Origin of the sequence: Oryzisolibacter propanilivorax (genome assembly GCF_900103645.1) — a bacterium.
Taxonomy (GTDB): domain Bacteria; phylum Pseudomonadota; class Gammaproteobacteria; order Burkholderiales; family Burkholderiaceae_C; genus Melaminivora; species Melaminivora propanilivorax.
Map to the genome: position 1 here is coordinate 15746 of NZ_FNHP01000014.1, position 26926 is coordinate 42671.

Sequence of the window (26926 nt, forward strand, 5' to 3'; positions counted from 1 at the left end):
ATCGGCGCCGCAGCCGGCGGACTCAGGCACTGGCGTTCCCGTCCGCTGCGCCCGGCGTGGGCTGCGGCGGGCGTACGCGCGCGCTGCCCGCCACCAGATCGAAGCGGAACAGCCGGCACTCGATCGGCCCGTTCCACAGCGGCACGCGGCGCGACTCCTTCAGGCGCATCTGGCCGGGCAGCTTCAGGTCGGGCGTGAGCATCCAGGCCTGCCAGCCGGCGTAGTGCTTCTTCCAGTGCGCGGCCAGCTGGGCGAAGAAGTCGCCGCCGTCCTCGGTCTGCGCGCTCTCGCGGCCCACGCGCTGCACCTGGCCCATGCGCTCGCGCGCGTTGCGCCCGGCGCTGCCGGCGGCGGCGATACGCTCGCCATAGGGCGGGTTCAGCAGCAGCACGCCGGGCTGCTCGCACGGCGGCAGGCGCTGCAGCGCGTCGCCGCCGCGCAGCTGCAGCGCGTGCGACACGCCGGCGCGCTCGGCGTTGCGCTGGGCAAAATCGACCATCCGGTACGCAATATCACTGCCAAATACCGGCGCAGCCGGCGCCACGGCTGCGCTGTTAGCTTCGCTTTTGATAGCGTGCCAGACATGCGACTGAAACGGCAGGAGCTTTTCGAAGGCGAAGCGCCGCGTCAGGCCCGGGGCGATGCGGCAGGCGATCTGCGCCGCCTCGATGGCCACCGTGCCGCTGCCGCAGCAGGGGTCGTACAGCGGCAGCGGCGCATCGCCGTGCGGGTCCCAGCCGGTGGCGGCGATCATGGCCGCGGCCAGGGTTTCCTTCAGCGGCGCGTCGCCCTTGTCCTCGCGCCAGCCGCGCTTGAAGAGGGGCTCGCCCGAGGTGTCGATGTAGATCTGCGCCTCGTCGGCCGTCAGGTGCAGGTGCAGGCGCACGTCGGGCCAGCGCGTCTGCACGTCCGGGCGCACGCCGGCCTTGGCGCGGAAGCGGTCGGCCACTGCGTCCTTGACGCGCAGCGCGGCGAAATTCAGGCTCTTCAGGGGGCTGTACTGCGCGGTGACCTCGACCTTGAAACTCTGGCGCGGTGTGAACCAGGCCTCCCAGGCGATGCCCTGCGCCAGGGCGTACAGGTCGTCCTCGCCGCGGTAGGAGCATTCACCCAAGCGCACCAGCACGCGCTGCGCCAGGCGGCTGTGCAGGTTGAGCAGCAGCGCGTCGCGCCAGGCGGCGCGCAGCAGCACGCCACCGCGGCCCACCAGCAGATCGTGGTCGGACAGGCCCGTCAGGCCGTGCACTTCGTCGGCCAGGAAGCCTTCGACGCCAGCGGCGCAAGGCAGGAAAAGTTGCAGGGTGTTCATAAAGTGCCACAAGCATACGCGTTGCGGCACCCGGGCTTTTGCATGGGCACCCCCAACATCCGGCGCCGCCAGTAGCATCCAGCACGATCTACCAACCAATACGGAAATTCCATGCTCCAAAGTCTGCGCGCCCGCCTGATCGGGGTCAGCGTCGCTGTCGCCACCCTGTCGCTGCTCGGGCTGTCCCTGGTGGTGTACGTGGTCGTCCGGTCCAACATGCTGCAGGCGCTGGACGAGCGCATCGGGGGGCTGACGCAGCAGCATGCCGCCGAGCTGGGCCAGTGGATCGCCGACAGGCAGCAGCTCACCGGTTCGCTGCAGATCGCCGTGCACCAGGAGCAGCCCCTGCCCTTCCTGCAGGCCGCTGAAATGGCCGGGCTGGACCTGGCCTACTTCGTCATGGCGGACAAGCGCCATGCCTTCACACAGCCCCGGCCCGAAGGCTTCGATGGCACCACGCGCGACTGGTACAAGCAGGCGGTGGCCGCGGGCGGGCCGGCGATCACGCCAGCCTACCCGGATGCGGCAACCGGCCAGCTCACGGTGAGCCTGGTTCAGCCTGTCACCGAAGGGGGCCGCACGCTGGCGGTGGTGGGCTCGGACATCAACCTGAGCACGGTGGTGAAGAAAGTCACCGCCATTCGCGCCACCGGCCAGAGCTTCGCCTTCCTGATCGATGGCACCACCGGCGCCATCCTGGCGCACGCCAACCAGGCCCTGGCGCTCAAACCGGTGAAGGAGCTGGCGCCCGAGCTTGATTCCGCGCTGCTCACCGGCTTGGCGGGCCAGCAGGGGCATCGCGAACTCCTCATCGAGGGCAGGCCCCAGCTGCTCTACGCTGCCAGCGTCAAGGGTACGCCGTGGATTCTGGCCGTGGCAGCCGACAAGGCCGATGCCCTGTCCGCACTCGACCGCCTCGGCCGCGTGGCCGGGCTCAGCACGGTGCTGTTCGTGCTGGCCTCGGGCTTGGTGATGGCCTGGGTCGTGGCGCGCATGCTGCGCCGCCTGGCAGTGGTGCGCGATGCACTGCAGGGCATCGCCTCGGGCGAGGGCGATCTGACGCGGCGCATGGATGCTTCGGGCCGCGACGAGCTGTCGCAGATCGCGCAGGCCTTCAACCAGTTCGCCGACAAGATCGCCGCGGTGTTGCTGCGCATGCGCGAAGCCGCCGAATCGGTGCGCAATGCAAGCAGCGAGATCGCCACGGGCAACAATGACCTGTCCGCACGCACCGAGCAGCAGGCCGGCTCGCTGGAAGAGACCGCCGCCGCCATGGAGCAGATCACCGCCACCGTGCAGCAAAACGCCGCCAACGCCCGGGAAGCCGACACGCTGGCGCAGGACGCATCGCAGGTGGCCCGGCAAGGCGGCGCCGCCGTCGAGCAGGTGGTGCACACCATGGCCGGCATCAACAGCGCCTCGCGCAAGATCGAGGACATCATCGGCGTCATCGACAGCATTGCCTTCCAGACCAACATCCTGGCACTCAACGCTGCGGTGGAGGCCGCCCGGGCCGGCGAGCAGGGCCGGGGCTTCGCCGTGGTCGCCGCCGAGGTGCGCCAGCTGGCCCAGCGCAGCGCCACCGCGGCCAAGGAGATCAAGGAGCTGATCGACGATTCGGTGCGGCAGGTCGACGCCGGCAGTCGCCTGGTGCAGGACGCCGGCCAAACCATGGGCCAGGTGGAGCACAGCATCCGCCGCGTGAGCGCCATCGTGGCCGAGATCAGCAGCGCCAGCCAGGAGCAAAGCACCGGCATTGCCGAAATCGGCTCGGCCGTTTCCCTGATGGATCAGGGCACCCAGCAAAACGCCGCGCTGGTCGAGCAGGCCACGGCGGCCGCGCAATCCTTGCGCCAGCAGTCCTACGATCTGGCGCAGCTGGTGGCCGCATTCAAGCTCCCGCAGGGAGCAGCCGGGCAGCGGCTGTTGACCTGACCTATGTGGATGCCGCCGCGGCGGCCAGCAGCAAGCCGCGCACGGCCTCGGGAATGGGGGCCGGCCGGCGCTGCGCCCGGTCGATGAAGACGATACCGGTCTTGCCGCGCGCGACCTCGCGCCCCTGGGACTTCTCGGTCATGCGGAACACCAGGTCGAAGCCGTAGCGGTTGAAGTCCTGCGGCGTCATCTGGATCCGCAGCGTCTCGCCATGGAAAGCCTCGGACTTGTATTGCGCCAGCACGTCGCCCACCACGGTGGACAGGCCGGCCACGTCCGCCTCGGCATAGCCCAGCGACTGGAAGAAACGCACGCGCGCCTCGGACACCAGGCTGAGCAGCTGGGCGTTGTCCAAGTGCCCGCCCTGGTTGACGTGGCTGATGTAGACCTGCACTTCGGTGGCGAAACCGAACTGCGCGGGAAGGTCGAAGACGATGCGGGCCATGAAAAACCTACGGGGAAAAGAAAACGGGAACTCCGGTCAGAGCGTCTTGCGCAGGCTGGCCGTGGGGAGCTTCAGCGCCTCGCGGTACTTGGCCACGGTACGGCGCGCGCACTCGATGCCCTGCTCCTTGAGCAGCTCGGCGATCTGGCTGTCCGACAGCGGCCGGGCCGGGTCCTCGGCGGCGACCAGCTGGCGGATCAGCGCGCGCACTGCGGTGCTGGAGGCGTTGCCGCCGGTCTCGGTGCCCAGGCCGGAGCCGAAGAAATACTTCAGCTCGTAGGTGCCCTGCGGCGTGGCCATGTATTTCGCGGTGGTCACGCGCGAGATGGTCGACTCGTGCAGGCCCAGCTCCTCGGCGATGTCGCGCAGTACCAGCGGGCGCATGGCCAGCTCGCCATGCACGAAGAAATTCTTCTGGCGCTGCACGATGGCCTCGGACACGCGCAGGATGGTGTCGAAGCGCTGCTGCACGTTCTTGATGAACCAGCGCGCCTCCTGCAGCCGTGCCTGCAGCTGCGGGTGCGCGCCGCGCTGTGCGCGCAGCGCGCCGGCGTACTGCTCGTGCACGCGCAGGCGCGGCATCACCGCCGGGTTGAGCTGCACCACAAAGCGCTGCTGCGCGCCGCTGCCGCTCTTGCGCACGATCACGTCGGGCACCACCGCCAGCTGGCGCACGTCGGCGAAGCGCCGGCCCGGGCGCGGCTCCAGCCGGGCGATGAGGGCGATGGCGGCGCGCGTGTGCTCGTCGCTGGCGCCGCAGGCCAGCGCCAGCCGGCGCACGTCGCGCCGCGCCAGCCATTCCAGGGGCTGGTCGCAAATCGCCAGCGCGGCGTCCAGCACCGGCCCCTCCACCCCGCCCTCCTGGCGCAGCGCGCGCAGCTGCAGCCGCAGGCATTCGGCCAGGTCGCGCGCGCCCACGCCGGCCGGCTCCAGGCTCTGCAGCAGGGCCAGCGCCATGGTCAGGCGGTGCATCAGCTCCTCGTGCCGCTCATGGTCCCAGTGCGCGCCCAGCAGGCTGTCGGCCAGCGCCGGCAACGCCTCGTCCAGGAAGCCGTCGTCGTCCAGCGAGCCGATCAGCAGCGCCAGCGCCGCCGCGTCCTCGGGCGACAGGCGCAGCGACAGCGCCTGGCGCGCCAAGTGCTCGGCCAGGCTTTCGTGGTGGCCGGCCAGGTCGATGGCGTCGGCCTGATCGTCGCCGGTGCCGGCTGGGCGGCCGGGCGCGTCCAGGCCCCAGTCAGCGTCGCTGGCGCCCTCGCCTTCCCAGTCCAGCTGGTCGGCGGCGGCCGGCAGCTCGGGCGCGTCGGGGCCTCCTACTTCTTCGGTTTGCGGGTCTTTCTCGGCCTCAGTCTGCTTGGAATATGGGTCTTTAGCTATTGAAACAGAAGCATCCTGCGACTCGGCATGTGCCTCGTCCTCGGCCTGCTCCAGGAACGGGTTGTCGGCCAGCAACTGGCCGACCTCCTGCTCCAGCTCCAGCGTGGACAGCTGCAGCAGGCGAATGGACTGCTGCAGCTGCGGTGTCAGCGCCAGCTGCTGCGAGACGCGCAGGCTGAGCGAGGGCCGGTTCATCGCGCCAGGCGGCCGGCGCCGGGGCGGCGGGCCATCGCGTCACATGCGGAAGTGCTCGCCCAGGTACACCCGGCGCACTTCCGCGTTCTCGACGATCTCCGACGGCGTGCCCTGCGCCAGCACGCTGCCGTCGCTGATGATGAAGGCATGGTCGCAGATGCCCAGCGTCTCGCGCACGTTGTGGTCGGTGATCAGCACGCCGATGCCGCGCGCCTTCAGGAAGCCGATGATGCGCTGGATCTCGATCACGGCGATGGGATCGATGCCGGCGAACGGCTCGTCCAGCAGGATGAAGCGCGGCTGCGTGGCCAGGGCGCGGGCGATCTCCACGCGCCGGCGCTCGCCGCCGGACAGGGCGACGGCTGGCGAGTCGCGCAGGTGGTCCACGCGGAGCTCCTGCAGCAGGCCGGTCAGGCGCTCTTCGATCTCGGCGCGCGCCAGCGGCCGGCCGTCCGGGTCCTTTTGCAGCTCCAGCACCGCGCGCACGTTGTCCTGTACGTTCAGCTTGCGGAAGATCGAGGCTTCCTGCGGCAGGTAGGACAGTCCCAGGCGCGAGCGGCGATGGATCGGCATGTCGGTCACGTCGTGACCGTCGATGGCGATGGCGCCGCCATCGCAGCGCACCAGCCCGACGATCATGTAGAACGACGTGGTCTTGCCGGCGCCGTTAGGACCCAGCAGTCCCACCACCTCGCCCTTTTGTACCGACAGCGACACGTCCTGGACCACCTGCCGGCCGCCGTAGGACTTGCGCAGGTGGCGCGCCTGCAGATGGCTGCCGCCGGCCTCGGCGGACGGGGTTGCGGCGGCCGCGCTCACGGCTTGGCGCCGTCCAGGGCGGGGCTGGAACGCAGCGGCGCGGCCGGCGCCGCTGGCGACTTCGGGGCCGCGGGCGCCTCCTTGGGTGCGAGCACGGCGCGTACCCGGCCGCCCGATCCGCCAGCGCCCTGCGCCTGCGTACCGCCCTCGACGGTGAACACGTCGGTGGCGTTGTTGTAGACGATGCGCGCGCCGGTCAGCTCGTCGCTCAGCGTGCCGGCGCGGTAGCGGCGCAGCTCGCCGCGGCGGATCAGGCGCACCACGTCGGCTTGGCCGTCGTACTCGATGCGCTCGGCCTCGCCCTCGACGAATTCCTCGGGTGCGCCCGGCGCGGTGTCACGCTTTTGCCGGAAAAAAGCGCGCTGGCCCTTGTCGGCGGTGACCACGCCGCTCTGGTAGCCGCTGGCGTCCTGGCGCACTTCCAGGCGCGCGCCGCGCAGCACGATCGAGCCCTTGGTCATGACCACGTGGCCGGTGAACACCGTGACCTGCTGCAGCTCGTCATGGCGCAGCGCATCGGCCTCGATATTCATGGGCTTGTTGCGGTCGGCCTTTTCCGCGTGGGCGGCGGGCACCCAGGCCAGCGCCAGGGCGGCGCACAGGGAGGATAGAAGCAGGCGAAAGGTCATGGGGCACGAATCTTGCGATGATTGTAGCCACGGCATTCTGCCCGGCCGGGCGCGAAAAAAAGGCGCGCCCGCGGCGCGCCCCTGGCAGCAGGCGAAGTGGGCCGCTCAGGCCTTGGGTGCCTGGGCCGCCAGGTACTCGACCACGCGCAGCACGTTATCCATGTCGCCGGCCATGGTGCCGTCGGTGTAGTAGCGCCCGGCCACGCCCATCGAGGGCACGCCCTCGACCTGGTAGTCGTTCTGCAGCTGGGTGGCGCGGCGAATCTGGTTGGACACGGTGAAGGAGTTGTAGACCTCCTTGAACTTCGCCGCGTCCACGCCCTGCTTGGCGACCCACTCGTAGATCAGCTCGTCCTTGTTCAGCGGCAGGCGCTCGACATGCACCGCGCGGAACACCTTGGCGTGCAGCTCGGGCAGCTTGCCCATGCCTTCCAGCGCGTAATAGAGCTTTTGCTGCGGCACGAAGCTGGCGTTGAAGGCCACCGGCACGCGGCGGATCGCCAGGCTCGCCGGAGCGGCCTTCTTCCAGGCGTCGAAGGTCGGCTCGAAGGTGTTGCAGTGCGGGCAGCTGTACCAGAAGAACTCCACCACCTCGGTCTTGCCGGCCGGCGCCTCGGTGGCCACCGGCTTGGACAGCCGGGTGTAGTCCTTGCCCTCCTTGAAGCTGCGCTGCGCCTGCGCCTGCGCCAGCGCGGGCGTGGCCACCAGTGGCAGGCCGAGCGCGGACAGGGCAAGCACCGAGGCGGTGGACTGGGAAAACTCACGACGGTTCATAAGGGCTCTCTTGCGTTCAGGTTCGGCGCACGGCGCCAGACTGGGGAATGGACCGCACCAGGCCGGGAAAGGTTCCCGCGGCATGGCGTTGCCCCCATGCGTCAGCGCTGCACGCGCACCAGCGCCGATTCGACGCCCGCGCCATCCAGCTTCTGCTTGAGTGATTCGGCATCGTCGCGCTTGTTGAACGGGCCCACGCGCACCCGGAACACCGTGCGCCCGCTTTGCTCGCGCTCGCTGACACGCGCCTCCCAGCCCAGCATGGCCAGCTTGGCGCGCTGCGCGTCGGCATCCTGCGGCGTGCGGAAGGCGCCGGCCTGCACGAAATAGTCGAACGGATCGCTGTTGCTGACGGGCGCCGGCGCCGGCGCGGTCGGTTTGGCACGCGGGCGCGTCAGCTCGGCCAGCGGGTCGGCGGCATTCGGATCGGCCTGCGCCGGGGCGGGACGGCTGGCAGCCGCGGCAGGTCGATCTGGAGCGGGGGTGGGTGTGCCGACCACGGCCGGCGCCACGGGCGCGCTGCTGGCGTCAGAAGCTGGCGGCGGCACCGCCGGTGCGGGCGGGCGGGCCGGCGTCTTGCCGTACAGCGGTGCGTTCGGGTCCCAGTTCTTGTTGCGCTGCGCCTCGTCCTGGTCGGACGTGCGCGGACTGGACTTGGTCAGAAAGGGCACCGGCACCTTGGTGACGTAGACCGCCACCGCCAGCGCCGCTGCCAAACCGATGATAGCCCCGATGATGACGCCTACCACCGTGCCGCCGCGTTGCTGCTGTTTCATATGTCTCCTGCCTGCGCCCATGTTCACATCCGGGCCGGCGCCGACACGCCCAGCACCGCCAGGCCATTGTGCAGCACCTGGGCAGTGGCGGCGACCAGCGCCAGGCGCGCCAGCTTCACGCTCTCGTCATCGACCAGGATGCGCTCGGCGTCGTAATAGCTGTGGTAGCTGGCGGCCAGTTCGCGCAGGTAGAAGGTCACGTCGTGCGGCGCATTGCCAGCGGCCGCAGCGGTGAGCATTTCCGGGTAGCGCGCCAGCAGCAGCATCAGCGCCTGGGCCTGCGGGCCGTCGAGGGGCGACAGGTCCACGCCCTGCAGCGTGGCCACGTCCCAGTCCTCGCGCCAGCCGCGCAGCACCGAGCAGATGCGCGCGTGGGCGTACTGCACGTAGTACACCGGGTTGTCGTTGTTCTGCGCCACCGCCAGGTCGACGTCGAAGGTGTACTCGGTGTCGGGCTTGCGCGACAGCAGGAAGAAGCGCACCGCGTCCTGGCTGGTCCACTCGATCAGGTCGCGCAGCGTGACATAGCTGCCGGCGCGCTTGCTGATCTTGACTTCCTCGCCGCCCCTGACCACGCGCACCATGGTGTGCAGCACGTAGTCGGGGTAGCCCTGCGGGATGCCGACATCGGCCGCCTGCAGACCGGCGCGCACGCGCGCGATGGTGCCGTGGTGGTCGGTGCCCTGGATGTTCACGGCGCGCGTGTAGCCGCGCTGGAACTTCTGGATGTGGTACGCCAGGTCGGGCACGAAATAGGTGTAGGTGCCGTCGCCCTTGCGCATCACCCGGTCTTTGTCGTCGCCGTAGTCGGTGGTCTTCAGCCACAGCGCGCCGTCCTGCTCGTAGGTCTTGCCGTTGGCCACCAGGCGCTGCACCGTCTCGGCCACCAGGCCGCGCTCGTACAGGCTGGACTCCAGGTAGTACTCGTCGAACTTCAGGTTGAAGGCCGCCAGGTCCTTGTCCTGCTCGTTGCGCAGGTAGGCCACGGCGAACTGGCGGATGCCGGCCGCATCCTGCACGTCACCACTGGCCGTGTACTCACGGTCGTCGGCGCGCACCGTGGCGCCGGCCCGGTAGGCGTCGGCGATGTCCTGGATGTAGTCGCCGTTGTAGGCCGCCTCGGGCCAGCCGGCATCACCGGGCTTCACGCCCTGGGCGCGCAGCTGCACGCTCCTGGTGAGCGTGTCGATCTGCACACCGGCGTCGTTGTAGTAGAACTCCCGGTGCACCTGCCAGCCCTGCGTCTGGTACAGGTGGCTGATGGCGTCGCCGATGGCGGCCTGGCGGCCGTGGCCGACGTGCAGCGGGCCCGTGGGGTTGGCGGAAACGAACTCCACCAGCACCTTGTCGCCGTGCGGCGCCTGCCAGCCGTAGCGCGCCCCGCCGTCCAGCACCTCACGCACCACCTGCTGCTTGGCCTCGGGCTTCAGGCGAATGTTCAGAAAGCCGGGGCCGGCCAGCTCGATGGCGTCTGTCCAGCGTGCGAAGGTGGGCGTGGCGGCCAGCGCCGCCTTCAGCTGCTCGCCCAGCTGGCGCGGATTGGCCTTCAGGGGCTTGGCCAGCTGCATCGCCGCGGTGCAGGCGAAATCGCCATGCGCGGCGACCTTGGGGTTTTCGAAGGCAGCGCGGGCGCCCGCGCCGGGCTGCAGCCGCTCCAGCTCGGCGGCCAGCGCCGCGAGCAATTCCTGTTTGACACTCAGCATGATGGGGCGGGATTCTACGGGTCGGCCCGGTCGACGCCCGGGCCGGCTGGAGCGTTATGCTGGCTGGCCGCGGCGCCGTGTCGCGGCGCATTCCTTCTTCACCCGCACCTACGGAGAACCTCCCCCATGCTGAAGAAACTGCTTGCCTGCCTGGCCGTCGTCAGTCTTGCCGCGCCACTGCTGGCCACCGCCGCCGATGCGCCCGCCGATACCGCCAAGAAGGCCCCCACTGCCCAGCAGGCGCGCATGGCAAGCTGCAACGCCGAGGCGAAGGACAAAACCCTCAAGGGCGATGAGCGCAAGGCCTTCATGAAGCAATGCCTGTCGGCCCACAAGCAGGAAAAGCAGCAGGACAAGATGAAGACCTGCAACGCCGATGCCAAGGCCAAGTCCCTGAAAGGCGACGAGCGCAAGGCCTTCATGAAGGAATGCCTGTCGGCGCACCAGCCCGCCGCCTGACGCGCCAGCCACCCTGCCGATACCCGCGCGCCGCCCGCCGGCCCGCGGGTTTTGTGCGTCAGCGCGTGCCCACCCCGCGCGCCAGGAACACCGCCAGCAGTGGGATCAGCGCCACCAGGTGCGCCTCGATCATGACGATGCGCCGCGTGGCGCGCAGCTGCTCGGCCGTGGGCAGGCTGCCGTCGGCGCGCACCGCGCGGCGCCAGCGCAGGAAGCGCAGCGTCGGCACGATGGACATGGCGCCGATGACCACGAACAGCGTCACCTTGGCGTGCAGCAGCGGCTGCGACCAGTACCAGCCGGCGCCTTTGATGCCCCACCAGGTGCGCGCCAGGCCGGTGAGCAGCACCGCCAGCGCCGAGATGCCGGACAGCAGATCCACCCGCGCCAGGCGCTCGACCGCGGCGCGGTTGATCCACTCGGCGCGGCACAGCGCAGTCTCGCTGGCTAAAAAGGCGGCCATCATCAGGATGGCCAGGATGTGGCCGTAGGCCAGCAGGGCTTCGGTGGTCACGGTGAAAGATCCTTTGCGATGCAATGACAGACGGGGCGGCGCTCAGCCCGCCGGCCCGCGCGACCAGAAGTCGCTTTGCGCGTAGTGGTGGCGCAGGTATTCGATCCACAGCCGCACACGCAACGGCAGGTGCTTGCGCTGCGGGAAGATGACGTAGATGCCGTTGGGCGGCGCGGCGAACTCGCCCAGCACCTCGACCAGGCGGCCGGCGCTGATTTCGGTCTCGACCTCCCAGGTGCTGCGCCAGGCGATGCCCCAGCCGCCCAGGCACCAGTCGTGCAGTACCTGGCCGTCCGAGCAGTCCAGCGGCCCGCCCGGCTTGAAGTGCACCACCTCGGTGCCGCCCTCGGCGCGCGGCAGCAAAAAGGCCCAGCCGCGCGTCTGCGAGGCGTCGCTGGACAGGGTCAGGCAGTCGTGCTGCGTCAGCTCGTTGGGGTGCTGCGGCGTACCGCGCCGGCGCAGGTATTCGGGCGTGGCCACGCACAGGCGGCGGTTGTCGGCCATGCGCACGCTGACCAGCGACGAGTCCGGCAGGTCGCCCACGCGCACCGCGCAGTCGTAACCTTCGCCGGCCAGGTCCACCACGCGGTCGGACAGGTTCAGCGAGATCGTCACCTCCGGGTGCAGGTCGCGAAAGCGTGGCACCAGCGGCGCCACATGGCGACGGCCAAAGCCCGCCGGCGCGGTGATGCGCAGGTGCCCGGTGGCCTTGACGCCGCCGGCCGAGACACTGGCCTCGGCATTCGCCACGTCGGCCAGCAGGCGCTGGCAATCCTCCAGGAAGGCGCTGCCCTCGTGCGTCAGGGTGATGCGCCGCGTGGTGCGCATCAGCAGCTTGACGCCCAGGTGCTCCTCCAGCGCGTCCAGCCGCCGGCCCATGATGGCCGGCGCCACGCCCTCGGCACGCGCCGCCGCCGTCAGGCTGCCGCGCGTGGCCACGGAGACGAAGGACTCGAAGGCTTTGAGTTTGTCCATGGTGCGACGCAGCGGCTGGGGTGTGGGAGTGGGAAGGCGGATGTCCGCGCCGGGCAATGACATACAGCTATGAATTTTGTAACTTTCCAATGGCTATTGCACGTCCAGCGGCGTAGCCTTGCCGCGGAGTGTGGGGGATTTTTGCAAAAAAGTCATTATTTAAGAGATATATCGCTTCTTTATAAGCTTCTTGATTTGGAATAAAGTCTTGTATAAGACTGGGCCACAGACGCTTCCAGTCCGACTCCGAGCCTGAACAACGACCTTCCCTGACAACTTCTGACAAGGTATTGACCACCATGACTGCACGCACCCAAGTCCATGGCCTGCAAGTGGCCAACGAACTGCACCAGTTCATCAACAGCGAAGTCCTGCCCGGCACGGGCGTGGCGCCCGAAGCCTTCTGGAAGGGCTTCGACGCCGTGGTGGCGGACCTGGCCCCGAAGAACGCTGCGCTGCTGGCCGAGCGCGACCGCCTGCAAAAGGAACTGGACACCTGGCACAAGGCCAACCCCGGCCCGATCCAGGACATGGCCGGCTACCGCAACTTCCTGACGCAGATCGGCTACTTGGTCGAGCCGCCCAAGAGCGCGCAGGCGACCACTGCCAACGTCGACGCGGAACTGGCCAGCCAGGCCGGCCCGCAGCTGGTGGTGCCGATCCTGAACGCGCGCTACGCGTTGAACGCCGCCAATGCGCGCTGGGGCTCGCTGTACGACGCGCTGTACGGCACCGACGTGATCGACGAGGCGGACGGCGCCGAGAAGGGCCGCGGCTACAACCCCAAGCGCGGCGAGAAGGTGATCGCCTTTGCACGCGACTTCCTGGACCAGGCCGCGCCGCTGGCGCAGGGCTCGCACCAGGACGCCGCCGGCTACACCGTCGAGGCTGGCAAGCTGGTCGTCAAGCGCAAGGACGGCAGCACCACGGGCCTGAAAGACGCCGCGCAGTTCGTCGGCTACCAGGGCGAGGCTGCCAGCCCGTCGTCCGTGCTGCTGGTGAACAACGGCCTGCACATCGACATCCGCATCGACCGCTCCACCGCCATCGGCCAGCTTGATGCCGCCGGCGTGTCCGACGTGGTGGTGGAAGCCGCGCTGTCCACCATCCTGGACCTGGAAGACTCCATCGCCGCCGTGGACGCCGAGGACAAGACCCTGGGCTACCGCAACTGGCTGGGCATCCTCAAGGGCACGCTGACCGAAACGTTCAGCAAGGGCGGCCAGCAGATGACGCGCGGCCTGAACCCGGACCGCGAGTACACCGGCGCCGACGGTCAGCCGTTCAAGCTGCACGGCCGCTCGCTGATGTTCCTGCGCAACGTCGGCCACCTGATGACCAACCCGGCCATCCTGTGGGGCGCTGAAGGGCGCGAAATCCCCGAGGGCATCATGGACGCCATGGTCACCACGGCGATCGCCATCCACGACCTGAAGGGCCACGGTGCCAACGGCCTGCGCAACTCGCGCACCGGCAGCGTCTACATCGTCAAGCCCAAGATGCACGGCCCGGCCGAGGTGGCGTTCGCCAACGAGCTGTTCGCCCGCGTCGAGCAGGTGCTGGGCCTGCCCGAGAACACCGTCAAGCTGGGCATCATGGACGAGGAGCGCCGCACCAGCGTCAACCTGAAGGCCTGCATCGCCGCCGCCCCGGCGCGCGTGGCGTTCATCAATACCGGCTTCCTGGACCGCACCGGCGACGAGATGCACACCGGCATGTACGCCGGCCCGATGATCCGCAAGGGCGACATGAAGACCAGCGCCTGGATCCAGGCCTACGAGAAGAACAACGTGCTGGTCGGCCTGTCCTGCGGCCTGCGCGGCCGCGCGCAGATCGGCAAGGGCATGTGGGCCATGCCGGACCTGATGAAGGCCATGCTGGAGCAGAAGATCGCGCACCCCAAGGCCGGCGCCAACACCGCCTGGGTACCCAGCCCCACCGGTGCCACGCTGCACGCGATGCACTACCACCAGGTGAAGGTGGCCGACATCCAGGCCGAGCTGGAGAAGACCAGCGCCGACGCCGAGCGCGACAACCTGCTCACCGGCCTGCTTACCGTGCCCGTCAGCGCCAACCCGAGCTGGTCGGACGCGGAAAAGCAGCAGGAGCTGGACAACAACATCCAGGGCATCCTGGGCTACGTGGTGCGCTGGATCGACCAGGGTGTGGGCTGCTCCAAGGTGCCCGACATCAACGACGTCGGCCTGATGGAAGACCGCGCCACGCTGCGGATTTCCAGCCAGCATGTGGCCAACTGGCTGCTGCACGGCATCGTCACCGAGAGCCAGGTGCGCGAGAGCTTCGAGCGCATGGCCGCGAAGGTGGACGAGCAGAACGCCGGTGACCCGCTGTACCAGAAGATGAGCGGCCGCTTCGCCGAGTCCGCCGCCTATCAGGCCGCGTGCGACCTGGTCTTCAAGGGCATCGAGCAGCCCAGCGGCTACACCGAACCGCTGCTGCACGCCTGGCGCTTGAAAGTAAAGTCGGGCGAGGCCCAGCGCTGAGCCGGATTTGCTACTGAAAAAATAGCTTTCAGCCCTTGATTTATCAGGGCTGGCAGCATTTTTTACCTGAGAACGGCACCCGCAGGTGCCGTTGCCTTTGGCACCCTACACTTGTGCCCCATGTCCTGCACCGACGCCCCCTGCCACTGCCCGCTGTGCGGCCAGGCCAACGGCTGCGCCATCGCCGCTGGCGCGCCGGCGCAGGACTGCTGGTGCATGACCACACCCGTCGCCCGCACGGCGCTGGCACGGCTGCCGCAGGACCAGCGCGGCCAGCGCTGCCTCTGCCCGCACTGCGCCAGCGGCGCCCCGGCAGTGCCGGCCGAGTCGCCGCACCCCGGCGCAACGCCTGTCATTTCCCAACCCTGACCTCCAGGAGACTTCCATGCCCACCTACCACGTTGAAATGTTCGAAGGCCGCACCGTCGAGCAAAAGCGCCGCCTGGCCGAAGAGATCACCCGCGTCAGCGTCGAGGTGCTGGGCGGCTCGCCCGAGGCCGTGGAAGTGCTGATCACCGACGTCAAGCGTGAGAACTGGGCCACCGGCGGCAAGCTCTGGTGCGACCAGAAATAAGCCGGCTTCCATTCCTCGCGTAGCCCCGACCACAAGGACGCACCATGTGCCAGCTGCTGGGCATGAACGCCAACACGCCCACCGATGTGACGTTCAGCTTCACCGGCTTCGCCCAGCGCGCCGGGCGCACGGCCGACCACACCGATGGTTGGGGCATCGCCTTTTTCGAGGGCAAGGGTGTGCGCCACTTCGTGGACCACGCCCGCGCGCTGGACTCGCCCGTGGCCGAGCTGATCCGGCGCTATCCGATCAAGAGCTGCAACGTCATCTCGCACATCCGCAAGGCCACGCAGGGTGCCGTGCAGCTGGCCAACTGCCATCCCTTCATCCGCGAGCTGTGGGGCGCCTACTGGGTCTTCGCGCACAACGGCGACCTGAAGGACTTCCGCCCGCGCCTGCACGCGCACTTCCACCCGGTGGGCGGCACCGACAGCGAACACGCCTTTTGCTGGATGCTGCAGGAGCTGTCCAAAGCGCACGCCGCCATGCCGCCGGTGGCCGAACTGACACTGACCCTGCGCGACTTGGCCGCGCGCATCGCGCCGCACGGCACCTTCAACTTCCTGCTGTCCAACGGCGAGGCACTGTGGGCGCACGCCAGCACGCACCTGCACTACATCGAGCGCTGCCACCCGTTCGCCGTCGCCCAGCTGTCGGACGAGGATCTGCAGGTGGACTTCGAGCCGCTGACCACGCCGGACGACCGCGTGGCCGTCATCGCCACCGCGCCGCTCACGAACAACGAGCACTGGACAGCCTTCGCACCCGGCGAACTGGCGGTGTTCGTGCAGGGCCGTCGGCTGCGCGCCGCACAGGGCTGAGGCCCACTACGGCAGACATGCAAAAAGCGCCGTCCCTGGCGGGAGCGGCGCCTGTAGCGGGCTGGTGAGCCAGCCCGGCCGGCTTACTTCTTGCGGTTGTCCTTCATGTCGTTGTGCAGCGGCGCGTCGCGTGTGGCGTGCTTGTCAGCGCCGTTCATGCTGCGATCCAGTTCCTCGGCCAGCTTCAGGTGCTCGCGCAGCGTGGGCAGCGTCTTGTCGGCGAAGGCCTTGACGTCCGGGTCATGCGCCTTGGACGAGGCCTTCTCGAACAGTTCGATGGTTTCCTTGTGCGCCTTCGGGCCCAGGGCGTCGATATAGCTCTTGTCGAACTTGGCGCCGTCATGCGTGCCCAGCAGCTTGAGCTTGCCCTTCTGTACCAGCGACGGGCCGTCGGGCAGCTTGTGGTTCTTGGCGGCCGCCAGGCTGGCCAGCTGCTGCGACGCGGCGGTGTGGTCGTCGACCATGCGCTTGGCAAAGCCCTTCACGGCGTCGCTCTGGCCTTTCTTCAGCGCCAGCTGTGCGGCCTCGACCTCGTAGTGGCCAGCGTGGGCGGCATCGTCCATGAAGGCGGCATCGGCATGTGCCGGCTTGCTGTCGCTCGGCTTGGGTGCGGCCTGGCTGGGCGATGCCGCAGGAGCGGTGCCAGGGGTGCTGTTGCCGTTCTTGGCGGGCGGTGTATCGGCGTTGCTGCTGCCGCGCGTGGCGGGGGGCGTATCGGGCGAGGTAATGGCCGAGGTGGGCGGTGCCACGCTCGGCGGCGAGCCCTGGGCCCAGGCCGCCAGCCCCAGGCTGGCGCCGGCGATCACTGCGGCAGTGGTGCGAAGACGTGGGAAAAGCATGGGGCGGACCTCCGGTTCGGTGCGGGAAAGGAAAGAAATTGCCTGGGGCCGCCGTGGGTGCGGCCGCCAGACACCTGTCGTGCCTGCATGTTGGAGCGTCTGGCGCCTGCCGGCTGTAGGAACGGCCCGCCTGCCCCTGTGCAGCCAGCACCCGTCGCACGCACCATTCCCCGACGCACGCGCGGTTGGCGCACCAGCACATGCGCAGCCGGCCGACATACCACGCAGCACAGGCGCGGCACATACTGCGCGGGTGCGCCGCTGACCGCGGCCGGTCCATCCGCTTTTTTCCACACCCCACCTTCCACGCCATGCAACGCCTCATTGCCACCCTCGCCATCGCCGCCGCGCTCACCGGGTGCGGCTACAACGACTTTCAGCGCCTGGACGAGCAGACCAAGTCGGCCTGGAGCGAGGTGCTGAACCAGTACCAGCGCCGCGCCGACCTGGTCCCCAACATCGTCGCCACGGTCAAGGGCGAGGCGCAGTTCGAGCAGGACACGCTGACCAAGGTGATCGAGGCGCGCGCCAAGGCCACCTCGATCCAGGCCACGCCCGAGCTCATCAACAACCCCGAGGCATTCAACAAGTTCCAGCAGGCGCAGGGCGAGCTCTCTAGCGCCCTGAGCCGCCTGATGGTGGTGGCCGAGCGCTACCCGCAGCTGCAGGCCAACCAGGGCTTTCGCGACCTGCGCGTGACGCTGGAGGGCACGGAAAACCGCATCACCGTGGCGCGCAACCAGTACATTCAGACCGTGCAGGAATACAACGTGCTGGCGCGCAGCTTCCCGACCAACCTGACGGCCAAGGTCTTCAGCTACGAGCCCAAGCCCACCTTCACGGTGCAGAACGAGGCGCAGATCAGCGTGCCGCCACAGGTCGACTTCTCGCGCCCGGCGCCCGCCGCCAAGCCCTGACCGGTTTTTAAGAGAAAAATGCCTCTGGCCCTTGCAATGCGCTGGCTTGTAGCTATTTTTTTGATAGCTTCCAGCCTGCTGGCGCAGGCCCAGCCGCTGCGCGCCGTGCCGGCCCTGACGGCACGCGTCATCGACGAGACCGCTACCCTCCAGCCCGCCGAGCGCGAGCAGCTGCAGGCGCAGCTGGCCGAGATCGAGCGCACGCACGGCTCGCAGGTGGTGGTGCTGATGGTGCCGACCACCGCGCCCGAGGACATCGCCGCCTTTGCGCACCGCGTCGCCAGCAGCTGGAAGATCGGCAGGAAAGAGGTGGGCGACGGCCTGCTGCTGGTAGTGGCCAAGAACGACCGGCGCATGCGCATCGAGGTGGCCCGCGCGCTGGAGGGGGCGATTCCCGACATCGCCGCCGCACGCATCATCGACAGCGTCATGGCGCCGCGCTTCCGCCAGGGCGACTACGCCGGCGGCCTGCAGGCGGCCATCACGCAGATCGGCGCGCGCATCGCCGGCGAGAACCTGCCGCTGCCGGGCGCGCCGGGCAGTAGTGGCCAAGGCGGCAAAGCGCAGGCCGGCGCCGACTGGCAGGACATGGCCATCTTCCTGTTCTTCGCCGTGATGGTGCTGGGGCCTGTGCTGCGCACCATGCTCGGGCGCGGTCTGGGCGGGCTGGTGCTGGGCGCGGGAGCGGGCGCGCTGGCCTTCTGGTTCACCGCCAGCGTACTGCTGGCCGGCGGCGCGGGCGTGTTGGCGCTGCTCTACAGCTGGCTGTTTGGCGGGCGCGGTCGCGTGCCCATCGTCTGGGGCAGCGGAGGAGGCGGCTTCGGCAGCGGGGGTTTCGGCGGGGGCGGCGGCTTCGGCGGCGGGGGCGGCTTCGGCTCGGGCGGGGGCGGCAGCTTCGGCGGCGGCGGCGCCTCGGGCGGCTGGTAGGCCGCAGGACACACGACGACAGGGCCATGGATTCTTCTGCACCTTCTTCCTCTGCCACGCGCCTGCCCGCGCGCGGGCTGCTGGCGCGGCTGGGCCGGCTGGCGCGCCACCGCTGGGCCGACGCGCGCTTGGGCGCCGCCCTGCCGCCGGACCTGCTCGAGCGCCTGGGCGCGCGCGTGGCGGCCAGCGAGCGGCGCCACGGCGGGCAGGTCCGCATCTGCATCGAGGGCGGGCTGCCGCTGTCGTACATCTGGCGCGCTGCCATCGTGCGCGAGCGCGCCATCGCCCAGTTCGGCAAGCTGCGCGTGTGGGACACCGAGCACAACAACGGCGTGCTGGTCTATCTGCTGCTGGCCGAGCGCGCCATCGAGATCGTCGCCGACCGCGCCCTGGCACGCGCCGTGCCCCCCGAGACCTGGGCCACTCTGGCCGGGCACATGGCCGAGGCGTTTCGCGCCGGGCGCTTCGAGGACGGGCTGACGCAGGCGCTCAGCGAGGTCTCGGCGCTGCTGGTGGCGCACTTTCCGTTGGAAGGCGACGCGGTCGGGCAGCCCAACGAACTGCCGGATGCGCCGGTGCTGGGACGCGGCTGGGGACTGCGCTGACGCCCTGAGGACACAAGCCGGCGGCGGAGTCAGGTGGGCGCATGACGGTGGTGCATGGCGCGCCCATCTGGGTCTCTCGCCCCCGCCAGGGGGAGAGGGAGCAATGCAAGGCCGATCCCTTTGCCAGCCGCCGTGGCGCATGGCCCGCTTCGCTGGCAACCAGAGAGAGATAGAAAAAAGCCGGACCGCTCGCTACGGCAGCGCCCACACCCGCCCGCCGCCCACCGCATACAGTCGCCGCCCTGGCGCGCGCTGCAGCGTGTGCGCGCCGGTGAAGTCGCCGAATGCCGGCAGCAGCACTTGGTGCGGCTCGTGGCAAAAAGCCGGCAGGCGCAGCGCATCGCGCCCGCGCCCGCGCAGCACCACGGCCGGGTGCACGTGCCCGGCCAGCACCACGCGGCCACCGTCCAGCGCCTGCGGGTGGTGGCAGCAGGCCAGCGGCACGTCCGGCCAGGGCTGCCAGGGCTCGTCCACCACGGCGATGCCCAGTTCGGCAGGCGGCTCGCCCGCGTGCCGGTCGTGGTTGCCGCGCACCAGCGTCATGGCGACCTGGGCGTGCGCGGCGCGCCACTGCGCCAGCCGGGTCAGCAGCGCCGGTGTCTGCGCCTCGGCGGCGTGCAGGAAGTCGCCCAGCACCACCAGCCGCGCCACGCCGGTGCGCGCGAGCACGGCGGACAGACGCAGCAGGTTCTCGGCGGTGGTGCCGGCCGGCACCGGCAGGCCGCGCGCGCGGAAGGTGGCCGCCTTGCCCAAGTGCAGGTCAGCGATGAACAGCGTGCTGCCGTCCGGCCACCACAGGGCGTGCTCGGGCAGCGGCAGCAGGCGGGCGCCGGCGGCGTGGATAGCGGGCTCGGTGGCAGCAGGGACAGTGGACAAGGGCGGGGGCAAAGGCGAAGGACGCAAGGGTTGGAGGACAGGCGCCGGGGCAGCGGCGGCTGCCGCACATCTGGGGTTGGAGCCGGGCTTTTCCAGCCGCGCCGCACACTCCCATGCCAGGCCGCTGCGCGCTTTCGGTCGTGCGAGTGCCGGCACGGCAACCGCGGGGTGACGGGATCGACACCCCGGGCCTTGGCGCGTCCCCTGCCCCATCCGCCGGCAGCGTGCGGCCGGCGCCGGCGCCAATGACGTGCCTGGCGCCGCGGCACCGGCCACGCCTGCGCACGTCCGTGCCTTCGATACTCTGCCCTACAGCGGCGGCAGCGGCCGCGAGGGCTTGCGCGCGCGCCGGGGCTTGCGCGCGGCGCTGCCTTCGTCCGCACCGCCGGCGCCCGAGAACGTCAGCGCGGCGGCGATGGCGCCGGCACTGTCCGGTGCTTGCGGGGGCTCTTCCGACGGTGCATGCCTGCCCTCGGGCGCGCCGGGCGAACTGCTGCCTGCGGCCCGCGCTGGCGCGGCCCGCTTGCGCCGGCGCAGCGGCGGATCGGGCGGCACCACGTCCTGCGCGCTTACTGGCGGCGGCGCGCCGCGCGTGTCGGCGGCGGCCTCCAGGTCGCCCAGCATGCGCGCGATGCGGTCAGCCAGCGCCTCGTTGCTGAGCTTTTCGCGGAAACGCTCGACCATCAGCGGGAAAGCCAGCGGCCCGGGGCGCGCCAGGGTGTGCACGCGCAGCCGCTGCGCGCGCATGCGCGCCAGGGCCGCCTGCAGTTGGTCCACGTCCAGCTCCTGACTGAGCACCTCGGCGCGGGCCTGGTGCAGCAGCAGGTTGTCGCCGTCGTACTTGCGGAACACCTCGAAGAACAGCTGCGCCGAGGCCTGCAGCTGGCGCGCGCTGCGCTGCTCGCCCGGGTGGCTCTGGAAGATCAGTCCGGCGACGCGTGCGATCTCGCGAAAGCGCCGGCGCGCCATCTCGGTGGCGTTCAGGCTGGCCAGCACCTCGTGCAGCAGGGCCTGACGTTCGGCTCCATATGCCGAATCATCGGCGCTGACTGGCAATGCACCGCCCATATCCAAGTCTGTGTCCAGGCCTGTGGCTGGGACCGCGCCCGTATCCGTGTCTGCGTCCGTTCCATGGCCTGCTGCGCCCGCCGGGCTGCCCGCGCGTTCCGTGCCGCCCACGTTCCCTGCGCTCGTCGCCTTGTTCCTGGCGCCACCGGCCACCGCGTCGCCATCTGCGCGGTCGTCGGGATACACAGACTCCGCCAGATCCGGCAGAACCTCTGCGCCCACCGGCCCGGCACCTGCGCCGCCGGCAGCACAGGCCTGCGGTGCCCCGGTCGTTGGCTGCAACAGCCCCGGCAACAGCGCCGCCCAGTCGCGCGCATCGGCGCTGACCAGCTCCAGCCCGTAGTCGTTCACGGCGATGGAAAACGTGCCCGGCGCCTGCTGCGCCGCGCGCCAGGCCAGCACGCTGGCCAGGCCCATGTGCACGTGCCGGCCGGCGAACGGGTACAAAAACAGGTGCCAGCCTTCGCGCGTGTGCAGCACCTCGGCCAGCAGGGTCTCGGGCGTGGGCAGTTCGGACCAGCGCGCTTGCAGCTCCAGCAGCGGCCGCACGGCGCGCAGCTCGGGGCTGCGCCAGCGGCCCTGCGCGGCCTGCGCCAGCTCGCGCACCACGAAGTCGGCCAGCACCAGCGACAGCGGCATGCGCGAGCCGCCCCAGCGCGGCACGGTGGCGCGGCTCGCCGGCGCGCGGCGCACGTAGGCGGTCATCTGCTCGATGCGCACCAGCTCCAGCACCTGGCCGGCAAACACGAAGGCGTCGCCCGGCGACAGGCGCGAGACGAAGCTTTCCTCCACGCTGCCCAGGCGCGCGCCGTGCAGGATCTGCACGCTCATGCTGGCGTCGGCCACGATGGTGCCGATGTTGGCGCGGTGGCGCCGCGCCAGGCGCGCCTCGGGCACGCGCCAGATGCCCTCCTCGTCCGGCGCCACGCGGCGGTAGTCCGGGTAGGCGGCCAGCGCCCGGCCGCCGCCCGAGACGAAGTCCAGGCACCAGTCGAACAGCGTGCGCGGCAGATCCCGGTAGGCGCGCGTGCGCCGGACCTCGGCGTACAGCCCGTCGGGCGTGAAGCCCCCGCCCAGCGCCACAGTGACCAGGTGCTGCACCAGCACGTCGAAAGGCTGCACCGGCGAGCGGCGCGACTCGACCTGGCCGGCGCGGATGGCGTCGCGCGCGGCGGCGGCCTCGACGATCTCCAGGCTGTGCGTGGGCACCAGCGTGATGCGCGAGGGCCGCCCGGGCGCGTGGCCCGAGCGCCCGGCGCGCTGCAGCAGCCGGGCCACGCCCTTGGGCGAGCCGATCTGCAGCACGCGCTCGACGGGTGTGAAGTCCACTCCCAGGTCCAGGCTGGAGGTGGCGACCACGGCGCGCAGGCGGCCGCTTTTCAGCCCCGCCTCGACCCACTCGCGCACTGCGCGGTCCAGCGAGCCGTGGTGCAGCGCGATCTGCCCGGCCCAGTCGGGCCGCGCCTGCAGCAGCGCCTGGTACCAGCGCTCGGCCTGCGAGCGCACGTTGACGAACACCAGCGTGGTGCTGCTGGCCTCCAGCTCGGCGACCACCGCCGGCAGCATGCGCAGGCCCAGATGGCCGGCCCAGGAAAAGCGTTCGGGCGCGGCGGGCAGCAGCGTGTCCACCACCAGCGTCTTGTCGATGCGGCCCTGCACCAGGGTGCCGTCCCGGCCGCCGGGCAGCGGCGCCAGCAGCGTGTCCATGGCCTCGGGCAGGTTACCCAGGGTGGCCGACATGCCCCAGGCCATCAGGCGCGGGTTCCACGTCACCAGGCGCGCCAGCGCCAGCTGCAGCTGCACGCCGCGCTTGGAGCCCAGCAGCTCGTGCCACTCGTCGGCCACCACCAGGCGCACCCGGCCCAGCTGCTCCTGCGCGTCGGCGCGTGCCAGCAGCAGCGACAGACTCTCGGGCGTGGTCACCAGCACCGTGGGCAGGCGGCGTTGCTGCGCGCTGCGCTCGGCGCCGGTGCTGTCGCCGGTGCGCGCGGCCAGCGTCCAGCGCGCGAGCAGCGGGTGGGCGCGCGCCAGTTCGGCCAGCGGCGCGGCCAGGGCCTTGAGCGTGTCACCGGCCAGGGCGCGCATGGGGGTGATCCAGAGCACGGTGAGCGGGGCATGCGCGGGGCGCAAGGGAGTTTTTCTTGCTATTTTTTCGGTAGCTACATCGCCTTTTTTTGTCCGGACATGGGCCGTTTTTTCTTCTAAATCAGATGCCAGTGCCTGGAGCGCGCCGAGCCAGACGGCATAGGTCTTGCCCGCGCCGGTGGTGGCATGCAGCAGGCCCGAGCGCCCTGCCGCCATGGCGCGCCAGACCTGCCGTTGGAACGGGAACGGCTGCCAGCCGCGCGCGGCCAGCCAGGCAGTGGCGTCGGGGCGCTGGAGCCGGGGCTGGGCGTCAGGCATGGGGCACCTCTGACCCCATCTCCCGCTGGCGGGAAAGGGAGCAATACGGCGCCGACGCACGTGAGGGCAATGGCTCCCTCTTCCCTGCGTGAACGAGGGAGCCAGGCAGCAGGGGCGCATGCCTCACGGCCCTTCCCCCGGCAGCAGCGCCGCCAGCGTCTGCAGCGTATCAGCCTCTTCCACCGGCTTGTCGCGGCGCCAGCGCAGCATGCGCGGGAAGCGCACGGCGATGCCGCTCTTGTGCCGGCCGCTGCGGGCGATCCCCTCGAAGCCCAGCTCGAACACCAGCGTCGGGCGCACGCTGCGCACCGGGCCGAAGCTCTCGATGGTGGTCTTGCGAATGGCCGCGTCCACCTGCGCGATCTCGGCGTCCGTCAGGCCCGAATACGCCTTGGCGAACGGCACCAGCGTGCGGCCCTCCTCTCCTTCAGGCCGGTCCCAGACGGCGAACGTGTAGTCGGTGTACAGGCTGGCACGCCGGCCATGCCCGCGCTGGGCGTAGATCAGCACCGCATCCACGCTGAACGGGTCGATCTTCCATTTCCACCACACGCCCACGTCCTTGGTGCGGCCGACGCCGTACTGCGCCGCGCGGCTTTTCAGCATCATTCCCTCTACACCCAGGGCGCGCGACTGCGCGCGCTGGGCCTCCAGGTCGTCCCAGCTGGCGCCGGTCAGCAGCGGGCTGAGCTGCAGCGTGGGGTGGGCGGCAGCGACCACCAGCGCTTCCAGGCGCGCGCGGCGCTCATGCTGGGGCAGCTCGCGCAGGTCCTGGCCGCCCTCTTCCAGCAGGTCGTAGGCCAGCAGCGTCACGGGCAGCTCGCGCAGAATCTTCGGGCCCAGCGTCTTGCGGCCGATGCGCTTTTGCAGGTCGGCGAACGGGCGGACCCGGCCGCCGGCAAAAGGCGCCGCCAGCGGAGCGGCACTGGCTCCGCGCGCCGTGCCGGCCCCCTTCCCAAGCGCTGCTGTCGCGCCGGAGCCGGCATGCAGGTTCGCGCTGGCGCGAGCGGCGCTGCCGGGCAGCGCATGCTCCCAGGCGACGATCTCGCCGTCGATCACCGTGCCGTCCGGCAGCGCATCGCCCAGCTGCTGCAGCTCGGGAAAGCGCTCGCTGACCAGCTCCTCACCGCGCGACCAGACCCAGGTCTCGCCGGCGCGGCGCACCAGCTGCGCGCGGATGCCGTCCCACTTCCACTCGACCTGCCAGTCGCCGGGCGCGCCCAGCGCGTCCTGCATCTGCGCCACGGGCAGCTGCAGCGGGTGCGCCAGGAAGAACGGGTAGGGGTGGCCACTGGCCTCGCGCTCGGCCTCCGCGTCCTCCTGCGCGTCTTCGGGGCGCACCAGGCGCGCATAGTCCTCGGCACTGGGGCGCGCGCCGATGTGCGTGTAGCCCATCAGGCGCTGGGCGATGCGCTTCGGGTCCACGTCGCTCACCGCCGCCAGCGCCTGCGTGACCTGCAGCCGGGACACGCCCACGCGGAACGCCCCGGTGATGAGCTTGAAGTAAACCAGCCGCTCGTCCGGGGCCAGCAGCGCCCATTGCGCGCGCAGGCGTGCGGACAGCTCCTCGGGCGGCAGGCCGCGCAGCGGCAGCAGGTGCTGCGCCATCCAATCGGCCAGGCTCAGCTCGTGCGCGCCCTGCGGCGCGGGCAGCAGTAGCGCGATGGTCTCGGCCAGGTCGCCCACCGCTTCGTGGCATTCGTCGAACAGCCACTCGGGCAGCCCGGCGGCCTCGCGCGCCAGCGCGCGCAGCAGGCGCACCGGCACCAGCTGGCGCGGCTTGCCGCCCGCCAGGAAATACACCGCCCAGGCGGCGTCCAACGCGGGCGCGGTCTGCAGGTACTGGCGTAGCGCCGCCTGCTTGGCCAGCAGCGAGGTGCTGGCGTCGAGCTGCTGGTACAGGGCGGCGAACTGCTTCATGGGGCGGGCCCGTCCGTGTCGTGCAGGGGCTGGTCTGCGCCAGGCGTGGAGGGCCCTGCCCCGCTGCCGGCCATGCCGTCGCCGAAGCCGCGGCCCTGCCACGCGCTCACCGGAACGTGCGCCGCGGCTGCGGGCCCTGTGTCCGTCTGCGGCGTGGCGCTGACGCTGGAGGAGGCGCCAGCAGCGTTGTGCCGCAGGCCCGCTTGCCGGAAATCGCTGCGCTCCGTGTCGACTCCGGTATGGCCGCCCGCATCGGCACTGGCAATCGCGTCGCCATCTGCATCTGCATTGACGCTGCTGCTGGCTGCGCCATCGCTCGACACGCTGCCACCAGGCGCCGCCGGACCCGGCTCACGGCTGCCTTCGTCCTCGTCGCCGTATTCGGTCTGGAAGGCCTGCGCGTCCAGGCCCTGCTCGCGCAGCCAGCGCACCAGCGTCGGCACGCTGCCGTGGGTGACGAAGACGCGCTCGGCGCCGGTGGCGCCGATGGCCCATTGCAGGCCGGGCCAATCGGCGTGGTCGGACATGACGAAGCCCCGGTCCACCCCGCGCCGGCGGCGCGCGCCGCGCAGCTGCATCCAGCCACTGGCGAAGGCATCGGAGTGGCGCGCGAAGCGCCGCATCCACGGCGTGCCCTGCGCCGAGGGCGGAGCCAGCACCAGCGCGGTGCGCAGCAGCTGCGCGTCCACGCCCGGGTCGGTCACGCGCAGCGTGGGCGCCAGGTCGACCCCGGCGGCGCGGTACACGGCGTTCAGCGGCTCCACGGCGCCGTGCACCACGATAGGCCCGATGCTGCGGTCCACGCCGTGCAGGATGCGCTGCGCCTTGCCGAAGGCATAGCACAGCAGCACCGACGGCCGCCCTTCGGCGGCGTTGGCGCGCCACCAGGCGTTGATGCCGGCGAACAGCTCGGCCTGCGTCGGCCAGCGGTAGATCGGCAGGCCGAAGGTCGATTCGGTGATAAAGGTGTCGCAGCGCACCGGCTCGAACGGCGCGCAGGTGCCATCCTCGGTGGTCTTGTAGTCGCCGGATGCCACCCACACGCGCCCGCCATGCTCCAGCCGCACTTGCGCCGAGCCCAGCACATGCCCGGCCGGGTGCAGCGAGATGCGCACCCCGCGGTGCTCGATGGCCTGGCCGTAGGCCAGCGTCTGCAGGTCGATGTGCGCGCCCAGGCGCGCGCGCAGGCTGCCTTCGCTGTCGGTGTGCGCCAGGTAGTGCGCCGAGCCGGTGCGCGCGTGGTCCGAGTGCGCGTGGGTGATGATGGCGCGCTCGACCGGGCGCCAGGGGTCGATGTAGAAGTCGCCGGGCGGGCAGTACAGGCCCTCGGGGCGGGCGACGATCAGCTCGGGCGTACGGGTCGCCATGTCAGGCCGCTTTCCGTATCCGGCACGGGACACAGTGCGCTGCAGATTGCGCCAGGGGCGACCGGCACGCCTTGGAAGGTTTCCGAGTCGGATGCCGCGGCGGCCGGCGGGAGCCGCTGTATTTCAGCAAAAACCGGCCCGTGCCCTTACGGAAAAATGGTCTATAGCTATCAAATAAGTAGCTAAGAGCGGGTGGCA

23 protein-coding genes and 1 pseudogene are annotated in these 26926 nt (G+C 70.4%); 9 read left to right on the forward strand and 15 right to left on the reverse strand.

Annotated features, from left to right (window positions below; translation table 11 throughout):
• Nucleotides 1-22 precede the first annotated feature (22 nt).
• Nucleotides 23-1309 carry a THUMP domain-containing class I SAM-dependent RNA methyltransferase gene (locus tag BLQ61_RS16395; protein WP_091572822.1) on the reverse strand — a complete coding sequence of 429 codons (1287 nt, stop codon included), beginning with the start codon at nucleotides 1307-1309 and terminating at the stop codon, nucleotides 23-25.
• Between the two features lie 111 nt (nucleotides 1310-1420).
• Between BLQ61_RS16395 and BLQ61_RS16400 the strand changes: the two genes are divergently transcribed.
• On the forward strand, nucleotides 1421-3244 hold the full coding sequence (locus BLQ61_RS16400; protein ID WP_091572825.1) for a methyl-accepting chemotaxis protein: 1824 nt from the start codon (nucleotides 1421-1423) through the stop codon (nucleotides 3242-3244).
• Nucleotide 3245: 1 nt separating this feature from the next.
• Here the strand turns inward: BLQ61_RS16400 and BLQ61_RS16405 are convergent, their stop codons facing one another.
• From BLQ61_RS16405 to argS, 7 genes are all read right to left on the reverse strand, one after another.
• Nucleotides 3246-3689 carry an acyl-CoA thioesterase gene (locus BLQ61_RS16405; RefSeq protein ID WP_091572828.1) on the reverse strand — a complete coding sequence of 148 codons (444 nt, stop codon included), beginning with the start codon at nucleotides 3687-3689 and terminating at the stop codon, nucleotides 3246-3248.
• Nucleotides 3690-3725: 36 nt separating this feature from the next.
• Complete coding sequence (locus tag BLQ61_RS16410; RefSeq protein ID WP_091572829.1) at nucleotides 3726-5258, reverse strand: RNA polymerase factor sigma-54; 1533 nt, start codon at nucleotides 5256-5258, stop codon at nucleotides 3726-3728.
• A 39-nt stretch (nucleotides 5259-5297) separates the two neighbouring features.
• On the reverse strand, nucleotides 5298-6077 hold the full coding sequence (gene lptB, locus BLQ61_RS16415; RefSeq protein ID WP_091572832.1) for an LPS export ABC transporter ATP-binding protein: 780 nt from the start codon (nucleotides 6075-6077) through the stop codon (nucleotides 5298-5300).
• A complete protein-coding gene (gene lptA / locus BLQ61_RS16420) occupies nucleotides 6074-6706 on the reverse strand; it encodes a lipopolysaccharide transport periplasmic protein LptA (RefSeq protein ID WP_091572834.1) in 633 nt (210 codons plus the stop codon). Before lptA ends, lptB begins: the two co-directional genes overlap by 4 nt.
• A 105-nt stretch (nucleotides 6707-6811) precedes the next feature.
• Nucleotides 6812-7480, reverse strand: a complete 669-nt coding sequence (locus BLQ61_RS16425) for a thiol:disulfide interchange protein DsbA/DsbL (protein WP_091572836.1) — start codon at nucleotides 7478-7480, stop codon at nucleotides 6812-6814.
• A gap of 101 nt (nucleotides 7481-7581) precedes the next feature.
• Nucleotides 7582-8256, reverse strand: coding sequence for an SPOR domain-containing protein (locus BLQ61_RS16430; protein WP_091572839.1), 675 nt, complete (start codon nucleotides 8254-8256; stop codon nucleotides 7582-7584).
• Nucleotides 8257-8279: 23 nt separating this feature from the next.
• Complete coding sequence (gene argS, locus BLQ61_RS16435) at nucleotides 8280-9959, reverse strand: arginine--tRNA ligase (protein ID WP_091572842.1); 1680 nt, start codon at nucleotides 9957-9959, stop codon at nucleotides 8280-8282.
• A 129-nt stretch (nucleotides 9960-10088) separates the two neighbouring features.
• Here argS and BLQ61_RS16440 point away from each other — a divergent pair, with 129 nt between their 5' ends.
• Nucleotides 10089-10418: a PsiF family protein gene (locus BLQ61_RS16440; RefSeq protein WP_245704114.1), complete on the forward strand. Its 330-nt coding sequence runs from the start codon at nucleotides 10089-10091 to the stop codon at nucleotides 10416-10418.
• A gap of 58 nt (nucleotides 10419-10476) precedes the next feature.
• Here the strand turns inward: BLQ61_RS16440 and BLQ61_RS16445 are convergent, their stop codons facing one another.
• Both BLQ61_RS16445 and BLQ61_RS16450 read right to left on the reverse strand, forming a co-directional pair.
• Entirely contained in the window at nucleotides 10477-10932 is a 456-nt protein-coding gene (locus tag BLQ61_RS16445) for a DUF2214 family protein (RefSeq protein ID WP_091572847.1), read from the reverse strand.
• Between the two features lie 42 nt (nucleotides 10933-10974).
• Complete coding sequence (locus tag BLQ61_RS16450; RefSeq protein WP_091572850.1) at nucleotides 10975-11907, reverse strand: LysR family transcriptional regulator; 933 nt, start codon at nucleotides 11905-11907, stop codon at nucleotides 10975-10977.
• Nucleotides 11908-12206: 299 nt separating this feature from the next.
• Here BLQ61_RS16450 and BLQ61_RS16455 point away from each other — a divergent pair, with 299 nt between their 5' ends.
• The 4 genes from BLQ61_RS16455 (at nucleotide 12207) to BLQ61_RS16470 (ending at nucleotide 15806) form a co-directional block, all read left to right on the forward strand.
• Nucleotides 12207-14411: a malate synthase G gene (locus BLQ61_RS16455; protein ID WP_091572947.1), complete on the forward strand. Its 2205-nt coding sequence runs from the start codon at nucleotides 12207-12209 to the stop codon at nucleotides 14409-14411.
• A gap of 120 nt (nucleotides 14412-14531) precedes the next feature.
• A complete protein-coding gene (locus tag BLQ61_RS16460; protein WP_091572852.1) occupies nucleotides 14532-14780 on the forward strand; it encodes a cysteine-rich CWC family protein in 249 nt (82 codons plus the stop codon).
• A gap of 16 nt (nucleotides 14781-14796) precedes the next feature.
• Complete coding sequence (locus BLQ61_RS16465; RefSeq protein ID WP_091572855.1) at nucleotides 14797-14985, forward strand: 4-oxalocrotonate tautomerase; 189 nt, start codon at nucleotides 14797-14799, stop codon at nucleotides 14983-14985.
• 44 nt (nucleotides 14986-15029) lie between these two features.
• Nucleotides 15030-15806 (forward strand): class II glutamine amidotransferase, encoded by a 777-nt coding sequence (locus BLQ61_RS16470; protein ID WP_091572858.1) that lies wholly within the window; start codon nucleotides 15030-15032, stop codon nucleotides 15804-15806.
• 83 nt (nucleotides 15807-15889) lie between these two features.
• Here BLQ61_RS16470 and BLQ61_RS16475 read toward each other — a convergent pair whose 3' ends face one another.
• On the reverse strand, nucleotides 15890-16645 hold the full coding sequence (locus BLQ61_RS16475) for a DUF4142 domain-containing protein (RefSeq protein ID WP_091572861.1): 756 nt from the start codon (nucleotides 16643-16645) through the stop codon (nucleotides 15890-15892).
• Nucleotides 16646-16956: 311 nt separating this feature from the next.
• On the opposite strand from BLQ61_RS16475, the gene BLQ61_RS16480 reads away from it, so the two are divergent.
• Genes BLQ61_RS16480 through BLQ61_RS16490 form a run of 3 tightly spaced genes read left to right on the forward strand, consistent with a single transcriptional unit; the run spans nucleotide 16957 to nucleotide 19094 of the window.
• A complete protein-coding gene (locus tag BLQ61_RS16480) occupies nucleotides 16957-17562 on the forward strand; it encodes a LemA family protein (protein ID WP_091572863.1) in 606 nt (201 codons plus the stop codon).
• Between the two features lie 18 nt (nucleotides 17563-17580).
• Nucleotides 17581-18489: a TPM domain-containing protein gene (locus BLQ61_RS16485; protein ID WP_091572866.1), complete on the forward strand. Its 909-nt coding sequence runs from the start codon at nucleotides 17581-17583 to the stop codon at nucleotides 18487-18489.
• A gap of 26 nt (nucleotides 18490-18515) precedes the next feature.
• The gene (locus BLQ61_RS16490) at nucleotides 18516-19094 is read left to right on the forward strand and encodes a TPM domain-containing protein (RefSeq protein ID WP_091572869.1); all 579 of its coding nucleotides are present in this window, start codon (nucleotides 18516-18518) and stop codon (nucleotides 19092-19094) included.
• A 192-nt stretch (nucleotides 19095-19286) separates the two neighbouring features.
• On the opposite strand, the gene pdeM is transcribed toward BLQ61_RS16490, so the two are convergent.
• The 4 genes and pseudogenes from pdeM to BLQ61_RS16510 form a co-directional block, all read right to left on the reverse strand.
• Complete coding sequence (gene pdeM / locus BLQ61_RS16495; protein WP_425415630.1) at nucleotides 19287-19970, reverse strand: ligase-associated DNA damage response endonuclease PdeM; 684 nt, start codon at nucleotides 19968-19970, stop codon at nucleotides 19287-19289.
• A 309-nt stretch (nucleotides 19971-20279) separates the two neighbouring features.
• Complete coding sequence (locus BLQ61_RS16500; protein ID WP_139182770.1) at nucleotides 20280-23441, reverse strand: ligase-associated DNA damage response DEXH box helicase; 3162 nt, start codon at nucleotides 23439-23441, stop codon at nucleotides 20280-20282.
• 123 nt (nucleotides 23442-23564) lie between these two features.
• Nucleotides 23565-25361 carry an ATP-dependent DNA ligase gene (locus BLQ61_RS16505; protein ID WP_091572875.1) on the reverse strand — a complete coding sequence of 599 codons (1797 nt, stop codon included), beginning with the start codon at nucleotides 25359-25361 and terminating at the stop codon, nucleotides 23565-23567.
• A gap of 356 nt (nucleotides 25362-25717) precedes the next feature.
• A pseudogene (locus tag BLQ61_RS16510) lies at nucleotides 25718-26728 on the reverse strand (ligase-associated DNA damage response exonuclease); the annotation flags it as partial.
• Nucleotides 26729-26926: the final 198 nt, after the last annotated feature.